This is a genomic window from Carboxylicivirga fragile, from assembly GCF_050589805.1.
Classification (GTDB): Bacteria; Bacteroidota; Bacteroidia; order Bacteroidales; family Marinilabiliaceae; genus Carboxylicivirga; species Carboxylicivirga fragile.
This window is the reverse complement of sequence record NZ_JBNGOY010000014.1, coordinates 61,500-74,083: the sequence shown is the minus strand read 5'-3', so window position 1 is coordinate 74,083 and position 12,584 is coordinate 61,500. Positions and strand designations below refer to the sequence as shown.

Annotated in this window: 10 protein-coding genes; 8 read left to right on the top strand and 2 right to left on the bottom strand. The window is 37.9% G+C overall.

The features are described 5' to 3' along the window. Nucleotides 1-37 precede the first annotated feature (37 nt). The 7 genes from ACRD7B_RS08115 to ACRD7B_RS08085 all read left to right on the top strand — a co-directional run bounded on the left by ACRD7B_RS08115 (nucleotide 38) and on the right by ACRD7B_RS08085 (nucleotide 10,300). Nucleotides 38-3,073, top strand: a complete 3,036-nt coding sequence (locus ACRD7B_RS08115) for a golvesin C-terminal-like domain-containing protein (protein ID WP_430824005.1) — start codon at nucleotides 38-40, stop codon at nucleotides 3,071-3,073. Continuing rightward, nucleotides 3,066-4,535: a glycosyltransferase family 2 protein gene (locus ACRD7B_RS08110; RefSeq protein ID WP_430824004.1), complete on the top strand. Its 1,470-nt coding sequence runs from the start codon at nucleotides 3,066-3,068 to the stop codon at nucleotides 4,533-4,535. Before ACRD7B_RS08115 ends, ACRD7B_RS08110 begins: the two co-directional genes overlap by 8 nt. Nucleotides 4,536-4,556: 21 nt before the next feature. Further along, nucleotides 4,557-5,504 carry a DUF4922 domain-containing protein gene (locus tag ACRD7B_RS08105; RefSeq protein WP_430824003.1) on the top strand — a complete coding sequence of 316 codons (948 nt, stop codon included), beginning with the start codon at nucleotides 4,557-4,559 and terminating at the stop codon, nucleotides 5,502-5,504. A 7-nt stretch (nucleotides 5,505-5,511) separates the two neighbouring features. Continuing rightward, nucleotides 5,512-6,849: a SpoIID/LytB domain-containing protein gene (locus tag ACRD7B_RS08100; protein WP_430824002.1), complete on the top strand. Its 1,338-nt coding sequence runs from the start codon at nucleotides 5,512-5,514 to the stop codon at nucleotides 6,847-6,849. Nucleotides 6,850-6,862: 13 nt separating this feature from the next. Then, nucleotides 6,863-8,164, top strand: a complete 1,302-nt coding sequence (locus ACRD7B_RS08095) for an AmpG family muropeptide MFS transporter (RefSeq protein WP_430824001.1) — start codon at nucleotides 6,863-6,865, stop codon at nucleotides 8,162-8,164. 21 nt (nucleotides 8,165-8,185) lie between these two features. Continuing rightward, entirely contained in the window at nucleotides 8,186-9,295 is a 1,110-nt protein-coding gene (locus ACRD7B_RS08090; RefSeq protein ID WP_430824000.1) for an acyltransferase family protein, read from the top strand. A 120-nt stretch (nucleotides 9,296-9,415) separates the two neighbouring features. Next, the gene (locus ACRD7B_RS08085; RefSeq protein ID WP_430823999.1) at nucleotides 9,416-10,300 is read left to right on the top strand and encodes an SDR family NAD(P)-dependent oxidoreductase; all 885 of its coding nucleotides are present in this window, start codon (nucleotides 9,416-9,418) and stop codon (nucleotides 10,298-10,300) included. On the opposite strand, the gene rlmD is transcribed toward ACRD7B_RS08085, so the two are convergent. Beyond that, nucleotides 10,286-11,695 (bottom strand): 23S rRNA (uracil(1939)-C(5))-methyltransferase RlmD, encoded by a 1,410-nt coding sequence (gene rlmD, locus ACRD7B_RS08080; protein ID WP_430823998.1) that lies wholly within the window; start codon nucleotides 11,693-11,695, stop codon nucleotides 10,286-10,288. The genes ACRD7B_RS08085 and rlmD overlap by 15 nt on opposite strands. Nucleotides 11,696-11,914: 219 nt before the next feature. Between rlmD and ACRD7B_RS08075 the strand changes: the two genes are divergently transcribed. Next, nucleotides 11,915-12,355, top strand: a complete 441-nt coding sequence (locus ACRD7B_RS08075) for a preQ(1) synthase (protein WP_430823997.1) — start codon at nucleotides 11,915-11,917, stop codon at nucleotides 12,353-12,355. Between the two features lie 49 nt (nucleotides 12,356-12,404). Here ACRD7B_RS08075 and ACRD7B_RS08070 read toward each other — a convergent pair whose 3' ends face one another. Beyond that, on the bottom strand, nucleotides 12,405-12,581 hold the full coding sequence (locus ACRD7B_RS08070) for a hypothetical protein (RefSeq protein WP_430823996.1): 177 nt from the start codon (nucleotides 12,579-12,581) through the stop codon (nucleotides 12,405-12,407). Between the last annotated feature and the right edge of the window lie 3 nt (nucleotides 12,582-12,584).

The following is a 12,584-nucleotide window of genomic DNA, read 5'->3' as shown; positions in this document are numbered from 1 at the left end:
CATTTGATTAAAACATGAGCTATAGTAATTGTATGTTATGAATAAAAATCATCGTGGACTAATTGCATTTTGTTTGCTGATCTTTTGGGGCTCAACCGTTATAGTTGGTCAATCTTTAAGATCGCTTAATCTGAACAAAAAAGCTAATAAGAGGCTTGAGAATTGGCAGAATGTTTTTTATGAGTGGGAACACCTTGGCAAGGTTAGTATTGATTCAATAAAAGTAGAGGAGAGTATAAAAGAGATTGATGTTTATTTCTCCGAAAATTTAGCTTATATGCCCGTTCGTGAAACATCAATTGACGTTTTAAGCGCATCATTAAAAACTAAACTTCGGAAGAAATTTAAAGATTATACGCTTAATGTCTATACCGGAGCTTATGAGTATTCCGAATTGGTTCCAAATATTTACAGGGATTCATTAGCTATATGCGGAAAACGTACCTTACCACCTAAGGTAAAAGCAGGTAATTTGGTACAGCGTGTTGATGACAACAAATATTCCAAAGGTTTAAGTTCAAATCATCTTGCCTTGTGGCACAGTCATGGTTGGTATTACGAATCGAAATTGGATCGATGGGAATGGCAACGCGCACGTTTGTATGGAACAGTTGAAGATATCTTCCCAATGACTTATGTGCTGCCCTACCTGGTGCCAATGCTTGAAAATGCTGGTGCCAATGTGTTTCTGCCGCGCGAACGTGATTTTCAAAAGCACGAAGTTATCGTTGATAACGATGGATGTACAGGTAATTCTGAATTTTATTTGCATTCGAATAATGAGCCGATACCAAAAGAAGGATTTGCTTGGCGAGATACTTTATTCTCTGGTGATAATCCTTTTAAGATAGGCAATTCACAAACGCTTAGGCTCGATGAAGAACAGATAGTTGCAAGTTATTTGCCAGAATTCCCTGTTAGTGGTGAATATGCCGTTTATGTCTCTTATCATCAAAGCGAAGAAAATAGCGATGCAGTCGAATACAAGGTTAATCATACGGGGGGAAGTACTTCTTATATTGTTGATCAAACCATGGGCGGCGGAACATGGGTTTATCTTGGAACTTACAGTTTTAATAAAGGAATAGATTCCTTACAAGGTAGTGTTGAGGTGTTTGGTATGGATCAGGTTTCGCTTGATGCAATTCGTTTTGGTGGAGGTATGGGTAATGTAGCTCGCAGACCTTCGGATAAACTAAAGGCCAACGAATGGTCGCTCGCAGGAACAAATGCTGTTTCCAATGATATTGAGGTGAGCCCCGATGATTATTCCTGGAAGACATCAAAACGACCGAGGTATATGGAGGCTGCCCGTTATTGGATGCAATATGCAGGCATGCCTGATAGTTTGGTATACAGCCTAAATGAAGAAAAAAACGATTATAATGATGATTATCAATCGCGAGGGGAATGGGTGAACTATTTAAAAGATGGGCTCAACATTCCAATTGATTTAGCATTTGCTTTTCATACCGATGCAGGAGTTACTCCCAACGATTCTATAATTGGCACTTTGGGGATTTATAGTTCCGTTCGTGATGGTGGGGTGTTTTCAAACGGTCAATCGAAATTAGCCAATCGCGATTTATGTGATGTTGTTCAAAGTGAAATTGTGAATGATATAAGGCATTTATTTAATGAGAATTGGACGCGCCGTGCCATGTGGGATAAACAGTATTCCGAGGCTTGGCGTCCAGATGTACCAACCATGCTGCTAGAACTATTGTCGCATCAAAATTTGGCTGATATGCGTTATGGACTCGATCCTCGTTTTCGATTTGCCGTAAGCCGTTCCATTTATAAAGGCATATTGAAATTTCAAGCGTTTCAGGAAGCTCGTTCGTATGTAGTCCAACCGCTACCTGTTGATCATATGGCCATTGAAAAGCATGAAAATGAATTTGTATTAAGTTGGCACGCAGTCGTTGATAGTTTGGAACCATCAGCAAGAGCGACCAGGTATAAGGTTTATAAACGCATAGGTAATAATGGTTTTGATAATGGAACTGTTGTAAGCGATAGTTTTTATCGTTTTTCTCAGCCTGAGCAAGGAGAAATAGTAAGTTTTAAAGTGTCTGCTTTAAATGATGGAGGTGAAAGTTTTCCAAGTGAGATTTTATCCATGGGAATCGGCGAGAAAGTTGACGAATTTGTTTTGGTTGTTAATGCCTTTGATCGAGTTGCTGGACCAGCTAAAATTGATGCAAAAGAAATGGCAGGCCTTGCTTCTTGGAAGGATGAAGGTGTTGCTGATAAGTTTAATTTTGGCTTTACAGGTCAACAATATGACTTTGATCGAAATTCGCCATGGTTAGACGATGACAGTCCGGGTTGGGGAGCAAGTTATGGCGATCAGGAAGGCAAAATTATACCCGGAAATACTTTCGATTTTACTGCAATTCATGGTGATGCTCTTATGGCAGCGGGGTATTCGTTTGTTTCCATGAGTGATGAAGTGTTTAATCAAACGAAGACTACCTTAAGTGTTTATAAAGCGATTGATATTGTATTGGGGGAGGAGAAAACGACTCAGGGGTATAAGGATGAGGATAAGGTGGGTTTTAAGATTTATACACCAGAATTCATGAGTAAACTCAAGCATGCTTGCGAAAATAGAATTCCATTGATAATGAGTGGTGCTCATGTTGGAAGCGATATGGTTGAAAATATGGATTCCGTAGCTATCCAATTTACAGCCGATTATTTGCATTTTAAATGGCGAACAAATCATGCGGTTAGAACTGGTGGAGTATATTCAACAGATTATGCCAAAGGTGATTTTCAAACGGAATTTAAATTTAATACACACTACAATCCTAATATTTACAAAGTAGAGGCGCCTGATGCTATTGAGCCTGTTGAAGGAGGGATTACGGCTTTTCGATATGGAGAGAATAACAGTAGTGCTGGTGTTTTATATAAAGGGAAGCATTGTAGCTTAACGCTAGGTTTTCCTTTCGAAACCATTATTGATGTAAAGCAACGCCGTGAATTAATGAGGCAGATTGTGGCTTGTTTATTGAATGAAGACTATAACTTAGAAGTTGGACGAAATAATGATGAAGATGAGTAAGAAAATAACATGTGTTTTGCCAATGGCTGCGCTGGAAGAACTAGAACTTAGTATTAAATCTTTTAAAGCAGAGCTGAAAGAAGTTGATGTAATAGTTGTAGCTAAAGAAGAAGTTGAGTTAAGTGACGCTCGTGTTATTGTAAGCAATGCTTCTATTGAAGCAAGCCAAACATGGAAGCATTTAATTAAGGAAATAGATTCGCCATATGTATTTATTTATACTAAAGATGTTGCTTTAAATCTTGGGCAATATGCCTTGGAACGCATGGTGCGCACCTGTGAGGATTGCAATGCTGGTATGGTTTACGCCGACTACTACGAACAAAAGGAAGGTGCTTTGAAGGCGCACCCACTAATCGATTATCAGGAAGGCAGTTTGCGCGATGATTTTAATTTTGGATCTTTAATGCTTTTCAATGCTAATGATTTGAAAGATGCTGTCATAGCAATGTCTGAGGACTTTACCTTTGCAGGATTATACGATTTGCGATTACGTGTGTCACAAAAAAAAGAACTGATTCATTTACCTGAATTATTGTATACCGAGTTGGAATTAGACACACGAAAGTCAGGTGAGAAAATATTTGACTACGTTGATCCTCAAAACCGATCTCGTCAAATTGAAATGGAAAAGGCTTGCACCGCACACCTCAAAATAATTGGTGCTTATTTGGAACCAAAATTTAAGGCTATTCAGTTCGATGTATCTAATTTTCCAGTAGAGGCTTCTGTGATCATACCTGTGCGCAATCGCGAAAAAACAATTGCCGATGCCATTGAATCAGTGTTAAAACAAAAAACGAAGTTTGCTTTTAACTTGATTGTTGTTGATAATCACTCCACTGATCGTACCCCTGAAATAATTCGCTCGTTTGCATCTGACGAACGATTGATTCACATTGTTCCCGATAGCAATGATTTGGGCATTGGTGGATGCTGGAATTACGCGGTGGCCGATGAACGTTGCGGTAAATTTGCCATTCAGTTGGATAGTGATGACCTGTATATAGATGATCAAGTTATAGAAAAAGTAGTAAGCGCCTTTTATGGGCAGAACTGTGCAATGGTAGTTGGAAGTTATCAGATGGTTAATTTTAAACTGGAAGAAATTCCACCAGGATTAATTGATCATCGCGAATGGACGCCAGATAATGGAAGGAATAATGCCTTACGTATAAATGGCCTTGGTGCACCACGAGCTTTCTACACGCCGGTGTTGCGAGATGTTAAAGTGCCCAATACTAGTTATGGCGAAGATTATGCATTGGGATTGAATATAAGTCGTCATTACCAAATTGGTCGCATCTATGACCCACTTTATTTGTGTCGTCGTTGGGACGATAACTCTGATGCTTCGTTGGATGTGCTTAAGATGAATGCGCATAATTTCTATAAGGATAAAATTCGAACCATTGAGTTAAAGGCGAGAATCCAATATGTGTCAGCTGGCCAATTGGTATAATCAATTCGAAATTTATTAATAATGAAACTCCAAGAACAAGTAGAAAACTTATTTTTAGAGCAATTGCAAAATTGGCCACTTGCTGCTACCAACTATTCTGGGTTAAATAAAATTCAGACTAAAATGGTTCACTTGTCGGGAGGAGCTGAAATTAAGGTGCAGTTCAATCCTGAGCGTATTCGGTCTTCAGCTGCTAAGGTAGATGTAAAGTCAATTGCGGAGCGAGCTTGTTTTTTATGTAGTGAGAATAGACCTAAGGAGCAAAGCGGGGTAGGATTTTTAGAAGACTACACCATATTGGTCAATCCTTTTCCGATTTTTCAAAAGCACCTTACCGTTCCTTTAAACAAGCACTCCAATCAAGAGATTAAGCCTTATTTCTCTTCGATGCTTTCCTTGGCAAAGTCCCTGCCAGATTATACCATTTTCTATAATGGTCCTAAATGTGGCGCTTCAGCACCCGACCATTTTCATTTTCAAGCAGGAAATAAAGGTTTGTTGCCCCTTGAAGTGGATTTTGAGAATAAAGAATTTACACATTTGCAGAAAGATGTTGAAGGCGTTAATATTTATAATTGGGAGGCTTATAACAGAGGACTAATCAGTTTGGAATCAAGTTCTGAGAGTGCGCTTCAAAAGGTTTTCGATTTAATTTATGATAGCTTGCTTAAGCGAAGTTCCGAAGCCTTGGAGCCGATGTTAAATATTTTGGCTTATTCCAAAGGAGAGAAATGGGTGGTTCATATATTTCCGCGTATGAAACATCGCCCAAGTTGCTATTTCAAGGAAGGAAATGAGCAGTTGCTTATTAGTCCAGCATCTGTTGATATGGGTGGTGTTTTTATTATGCCGCGTAAGGAAGATTTTGATAAAATTACTGATCTGGAAATAGAAAGTATTTTAAACGAAGTTTGCCTGAGTGAGAAAGAGTGTGCTCAAATAATAAGCGAAGTTTCAAATGTAATTTAACTTAATCATGATGGTTCAATCACCATATATACAAATAGGCATTCAGTTTGAAAAGGCAATAGAATTTTCATTAAACGAAGAATATACTTTGCCTTCAGGAAGCATATTGAATGGTCGTTGCATTGTTCAAATGAAGGGAAATGGCTTGTTACTCAAAAATGGAAGTGGTGAGCATAGCATAAATTCAGGCACAGAACTTAAACCATTAAATAAGGCGGAAGGTACATTCACATTACATGGGGTGACTATTGGTATCAATTTTCATTGGGAGAGAAAAGAGGATCAGACTTTTAAAGGCAGTTTAAAGTTGTTGATCGAAGATAAAAAAATCAGTGCTATAAATATTCTCCCACTAGAAGATTACTTGTTGAGCGTTATTTCATCAGAAATGAGTGCAACATCTTCATTGGAATTATTAAAGGCGCATGCTGTAATTTCACGCAGTTGGTTACTGGCTCAAATTCAAAAGAATAAAGAAATTGAAGAAAAGAGCGAGTCCTATGTTTCAATGCAGCAAGATGAACATGAACACATAAAATGGTATGATCGGGAAGATCACGCTAATTTTGATGTGTGTGCCGATGATCATTGTCAGCGCTATCAAGGTATAACCCGCAGTAGTACAAAACATGTGGAGCAAGCAATTGGTGCTACTAGAGGGGAGGTGTTGGTGTATGATGGTGATATATGCGATGCGCGTTTCTCAAAATGTTGTGGAGGAAAGGTTGAGGTATTCGAAAAAGTGTGGGAGCCAGTTAATCATCCGTATTTACAATCATTTTTGGATTCTGACACTGAGCTTAGCGATTATAGCCTTGACCTTGTCAAGGAAGATGCTGCTCAGTTTTGGATAACTGGTCAGCCAGATGCGTTTTGTAATACCAGCGATAAAAGCGTATTGAGTCAGGTATTAAATGATTACGACCAGGAGACCAATGATTTTTATAGATGGAAACAGACCTATTCACAAGATGAATTAAGCCAATTGGTACGAGAGCGTAGTGGAATCGACTTTGGTTTAATATCAGATTTGGTGCCCGTCGAGCGTGGTGATTCTGGTCGTTTAATAAAGCTAAAGGTAATAGGTGATAAACGAGCCATGGTGATAGGGAAAGAACTGGAAATAAGAAAAACCTTGTCAACTTCACACCTTTATAGTTCTGCCTTTGTAATTGAGAAAGAAGAGAAAGACGGTCAATTATATTTTAATTTGCTAGGTGCAGGCTGGGGGCATGGTGTAGGACTTTGTCAGATAGGAGCTGCAGTGATGGGAGCCAAGGGATATGATTACAAAGCTATATTAAATCATTATTTTAGAGGCGCTACACTCAATAAACGTTACTGATGAATAGGAGGTTATGAATAAACAAAAGATAAAATCGCCATGGGCTTGGGTGCCATCCCTTTATTTTGCTGAAGGATTGCCGTATGTGGTGGTAATGACATTGGCGGTTATCATGTATAAACGTCTGGATATTTCAAATACTGATATTGCTTTGTATACCTCGTGGTTATATTTGCCTTGGGTAATTAAACCATTCTGGAGTCCTATTGTCGATATTTTAAAAAGTAAACGTTGGTGGATTGTGACCATGCAATTACTTATTGGAGCTGGTTTAGCGGGTGTAGCCTTCACAGTTCCAACCACTTTATTTTTTCAGTCCACATTGGCTTGCTTCTGGTTGTTGGCATTCAGTTCTGCTACGCATGATATAGCTGCCGATGGCTTTTATATGTTTGGTATGGACGAAAGTAAACAGGCTTATTTTATTGGTATTCGTAGCACATTTTACCGTCTTGCTATGATTGCAGGGCAAGGAGGTTTGGTTTTTCTTGCGGGTAAATTGGAGGAAGTAACTTTGTTTGGCAAAGATGAGCCAAGCATTCCTATGGCTTGGTCACTTACTTTCTTGGTTTTAACAGCATTATTTCTCGTTTTCAGCTTGTATCACAAATATGCCTTACCATATCCCGAAGGAGATAAGGATAAAGCCGTCAAAGGTTTCGCTGAGATCATGTCTGATTTTGGCGATACCATCGTTACTTTTTTCAATAAGAAAAATATATGGGTGATACTTGGTATGTTGCTCTTTTATCGCCTGGGAGAATCTCAGTTGGTGAAAATGGCCTCTCCATTTTTATTGGATGGACAAGAGGTTGGGGGATTAGGTTTGTCCACGAGTGATGTGGGCATTGTATACGGAACGATTGGAGTCATTTTTTTGACCATTGGAGGTGTATTAGGGGGTTATGTGGCTTCAAGAAGAGGTCTGAAATATTGGTTGTGGCCAATGGTGATTGCCATCAACCTTCCAAATTTAGTATACGTTTATTTATCCTATGTATTGCCCGATTCTTTTTTATTGGTTTGTGCATCGGTTGCAGTTGAGCAATTCGGTTACGGTTTTGGTTTTACGGCTTATATGCTCTATCAAATTTATATTTCTGAGGGTGAGCATAAAACGGCTCATTTTGCATTCTGTACTGGCTTAATGGCTTTGGGCATGATGTTGCCGGGAATGGTATCAGGTTATATTCAAGAGTTGATCGGGTATCAGAACTTCTTTGTTTGGGTGGTCATTTGTACAATTCCAAGTTTCATAATGGTTAAACTTATTAAGGTGGATCCAACGTTTGGGATTAAAAAACAGAATATTTAACCTTTAATTCTAAACTGTACTATGACTGGGAATAAACGATATTTAGCTCTTGATGTACTCCGAGGAATTACTATTGCTGGTATGATATTGGTAAATACGCCTGGTAGTTGGTCTTACGTGTATTCTCCTTTGCGACATGCTTCATGGCACGGTTGTACACCTACCGATCTTGTTTTTCCATTTTTCTTATTTGTGATGGGGGTTTCGATGTTTTTCTCCTTTTCTAAGAATGCTTATGAATTAAATAAACATGTCTTTCTTAAAATAGGAAAAAGAGCATTGATAATATTTGTGTTGGGATTGTTTTTACGTACGTTCCCTCAGTGGCAAGCTGATTTTAGCAATGTTCGATTGCTAGGCGTATTGCAACGTATAGCCATTGTTTATTTCATAGCTTCACTTATTGTGCTTTCCTTTCGTATTAGAGTCATACAAATTATTTCATTAGCTCTTCTTATTACTTATTGGCTCATCTTATATGTCTTCGGTGGTGATGCTCCTTATAGTCTTGAGCAAAATGTGGTTGGTTTTATTGATTTACTAATCCTTGGTGAAAAGCACATGTATCTAGGCTTTGGTATTCCTTTCGAGCCCGAGGGTTTGATGAGTTCGATAGGCGCTTTGGTTAGTGTATTAATTGGATACGTGATTGGTTATGTAATTGTTAAAACTAAGAGAAAGAAGTTACCCTTTAAGCTTCTACTAATTGGTACTTCTCTAGCAATTGTTGGATGGGTATGGGGATTAATTTTACCACTAAATAAAGCACTTTGGACAAGTTCTTATGTGATGTATACGGGAGGCTTAGCTGTTGTGTGTCTTAGTATTTTAATCTTTCTAATTGACATTAAGGGTTATAAAACATGGGCGAAGTTCTTTTCCGTTTTTGGTGTGAATCCCTTATTCATATTTTTTATTTCTGCCATTTGGGTTAGGGTGCTGTCAAAACTGATTTCATTTACTAATGAGGACGGAATAAAAATCAATGGCTATAATGCTTTATACGAATATATTATGGCACCCTTGTTTGGGTCATATAATGGTTCATTAGTATTTGCTTTATTACATGTTTTTATTTTTTGGTTCATTGCGTGGCTCATGTATCAGCGAAAAATCTTTATCAAGGTATAATTTTAAAGTATTTCCTTCCACGATATGCAACCTCTGGCTAAGTATCTTGTCTTTTAGAGTGATGAAGCAATTTTTTATGGCTTCATTACGTTTTGAAAGATACACACAACCTACCTACTCATGAATAGAACAAAAAAGGGCATTGCCCTCATTACAGGACCTACCAGTGGTATTGGAAAGGCTTTTGCATTTTGCCTTGCTGAACAAGGCTACGATTTGGTTTTAGTTTCACGTCGTAAGAATCAACTCAAGCAATTAGCTAATTCGTTATTAGCTAAATACCATACGCATTCTGAATGTGTGGTGGCTGATTTGTCATTGGAGAATGATATAGCAAGAATTGAAAATTATATTAAAAGTTTAAATCAACTTTCTTTACTAATAAATAATGCGGGATTTGGTGTTGGTGGCTATTTCTTGCAAGTGCCCTTGGCTGAACAAATGCAGATGGTGAATGTGCATTTAAGCAGTACTATTCGTTTTTGCCGGGCAGCTATTCCTATTTTAGCAAAAGAGAAGAATGGTAGTATTATCAATGTGGCATCATTTTCTGCATTTATGCAATTGCCAGGAAGCGTTATGTATACCACTACTAAAGCAGCGGTAGTTAGTTTTTCCCAAACCTTACAACTTGAATTAAAACCTTCAGGAATTAAGGTACAGGCCTTATGCCCGGCATTTACGCCTACTTCGTTTCACGCCTCTATTAATCGGGAAGTGAAGTTTGTTGAGCAAATTCCTGATTATCTGTGGATACCTGCTGAAAAGGTGGTTAACTATTCATTAAAATCACTTAAGCGAAAACGAGTGGTTTGTGTGCCAGGCTTTCTGTATCAAACAATTTATACTTTAAACAAACACCCTTTAATATCGGCGCTAATTCATCGAATAGCCCGACCAAAGCAACAAAACTTAAAAACTCTCACTCCATTAGCTAAGAATAAAGAAGCTAAACAGAGTGAAAAGTATAAGATTGCTCATGAATTAGAATTATCGTCTTTCTAACAATACAACATTTTCTACATGATGTGTATGTGGGAACATGTCAACAGGCTGTATTTTCGTAACTCTGTATCTAATATCCAATAAATTGGTGTCGCGTGCTTGTGTTGCAGAATTACAACTGACATACACAATTCGATCCGGTGTTGAGTTTAATATTGTCTCAACAACATCAGCATGCATACCAGCCCTAGGCGGATCAACAATCATCACATCCGGATGACCATGGGTTTCAATAAAGTCGTGGTTAAGCACGTCTTTCATATCACCAGCAAAAAAACTGGTATTATCGATGTTATTAAGTTTAGAGTTTTCCTTCGCATCTTCAATGGCTTCAGGAACATACTCGATACCAACGACCTTCTTTGCATTTTTTGCAACAAAGTTGGCAATAGTTCCAGTGCCAGTATAGAGGTCATAAACAGTTTCGTGATTTTTGATATCGGCAAATTCGCGAGTGATTTTGTAAAGCTCGTAAGCTTGATCGGAATTGGTTTGGTAAAACGATTTCGGACCTATTTTAAATTTAAGCCCTTCCATTTCTTCAAAAATATGATCGCGACCACTAAAGAGTTCAATTTCTTGATCAGTAATGGTGTCGTTGCCCTTTGAGTTAATTACATACATCAACGATGTTAACTCTGGGAATTTCTCTTTGATATGAGTTAATAATGCTTCACGCGCTTCCTTATCTTCATGAAACAATGTTAAAATCAACATGTTTTCACCTGTAGAACTTGTTCTGATAATGAGTGTTCTAAGGAAGCCTTCTTGTTTTTTGAGATCGAAGAAAGTTAAACCATTTTCAAGTGCGTAAGCTCTAATAGCTAAACGAATCGAGTTGGAAGGTTCTTCTTGTAGATGACATTTGTTGATATCTACAATTTTATCAAACATCCCGGGTATATGAAAGCCTAAAGCATTGCGATGAGGAAAGTCATCTGCCGAATCAAGTTCTTCCTTAGTTAACCATCTGTTGTTCGAAAAAGTGTATTCCATCTTATTGCGATAGAATTCTGTTTTCGCCGAAGCAAAAATTGTTTCGCTTTCGGGCAATTCAACTTTTCCGATTCGAGTGAGGTTGTTAACTACTTCGCGTTGTTTGTACTTCAACTGATGATCATACGGAAGTGCTTGCCATTTGCAACCTCCACAAGTTCCGAAGTGTTCGCAAAGTGGTTCTTGTCGTATGTCGCTGTATTTATGAAAATGAACAGGATAACCTTCGTAATAATTCTTACGCTTTTTGGTCACTTGAACATCCACAATGTCTCCAGGTACAGCTTTCTGAACAAATACCACACGGTCTTCTATTCTGCACATTGCCTTACCCTCGGCAGCTACATCTGTAATTACAACTTCTTTTAAAAGCGGCTTATTTCGTCTTGATCTTCCCACAATATCATAGTTTTTCGGGCGCAAAATTAATTAAAATAATCTGAATAGGTTTTAAACAATCATTATAAATGAAGGGTTATTATTTGAGCTGGTGAAATAGATGCAAGTAATTTGTGAGATAACTATTTAATATGATTTAATTGGTATCAATTAATGGTTGATAAAAATTGCGTAATTTAGCGAGCTATTAGCAAAACATATAACCAAATAATTTTATTAATGGAACAAAAAGTACTGACTTACAAAGAGATTGACGCGTCGATCTTGAAGTCTTTGCCAAACCCAAGTGGAGAGGCGTATGAAATAAAGGTTAAAATACCTGAGTTTACTTTTTTAGGAGTAAAAAATCAACCCGATTTTGCAGACGTATACATTACTTTCTATCCTAAGAAACGTATTATTGAATTAAAATCGTTAAAGGAATACGTACACCACTTACGTAATATCACCGTTTCGTATGAGCGTTTAATCAATGTTTTCTACGATCATGTAATGGAAGTGTATGATCCGGAAAGAGTACGTATCACAATGGTATGTAATCCTCGTGGCGGAATTAGTTCGAAATTAACCATCGACTCTGATTGGAAAGTACGTGGTGGGAAAGAAAGCTTTGGCGATTGGAAAAACAATTTGGAAGATAGCTGGAACGTTACCATGTAATTATTATCCCTATGATAAATTGAAAAGGAGGCCACTGGCCTCCTTTTTTTTATTTTGTTTCCTCAAATGGATTTGATTCGAAAGGGTTTTCTTCCTGAGCTGCACCACGTCGAGGTGGGTCAGGAGGATCCGTTTCGCTTGTCATCAAGATAAGAGAAATCTCATTATCTATTTGATGCACTTCCAGTTTTGGGCTAATATATTGGCGTTTCGTAACTTTGTTCATAAT

What these genes read in the sequence shown, in the direction of transcription:
- ACRD7B_RS08115 (WP_430824005.1), top strand. Translation starts at nt 38, where the DNA reads ATGAATAAAAATCATCGTGGACTAATTGCATTTTGTTTGCTGATCTTT.
- ACRD7B_RS08110 (WP_430824004.1), top strand. Translation starts at nt 3,066, where the DNA reads ATGAGTAAGAAAATAACATGTGTTTTGCCAATGGCTGCGCTGGAAGAA.
- ACRD7B_RS08105 (WP_430824003.1), top strand. Translation starts at nt 4,557, where the DNA reads ATGAAACTCCAAGAACAAGTAGAAAACTTATTTTTAGAGCAATTGCAA.
- ACRD7B_RS08100 (WP_430824002.1), top strand. Translation starts at nt 5,512, where the DNA reads ATGATGGTTCAATCACCATATATACAAATAGGCATTCAGTTTGAAAAG.
- ACRD7B_RS08095 (WP_430824001.1), top strand. Translation starts at nt 6,863, where the DNA reads ATGAATAAACAAAAGATAAAATCGCCATGGGCTTGGGTGCCATCCCTT.
- ACRD7B_RS08090 (WP_430824000.1), top strand. Translation starts at nt 8,186, where the DNA reads ATGACTGGGAATAAACGATATTTAGCTCTTGATGTACTCCGAGGAATT.
- ACRD7B_RS08085 (WP_430823999.1), top strand. Translation starts at nt 9,416, where the DNA reads ATGAATAGAACAAAAAAGGGCATTGCCCTCATTACAGGACCTACCAGT.
- ACRD7B_RS08075 (WP_430823997.1), top strand. Translation starts at nt 11,915, where the DNA reads ATGGAACAAAAAGTACTGACTTACAAAGAGATTGACGCGTCGATCTTG.
- ACRD7B_RS08070 (WP_430823996.1), bottom strand. Translation starts at nt 12,581, where the DNA reads ATGAACAAAGTTACGAAACGCCAATATATTAGCCCAAAACTGGAAGTG.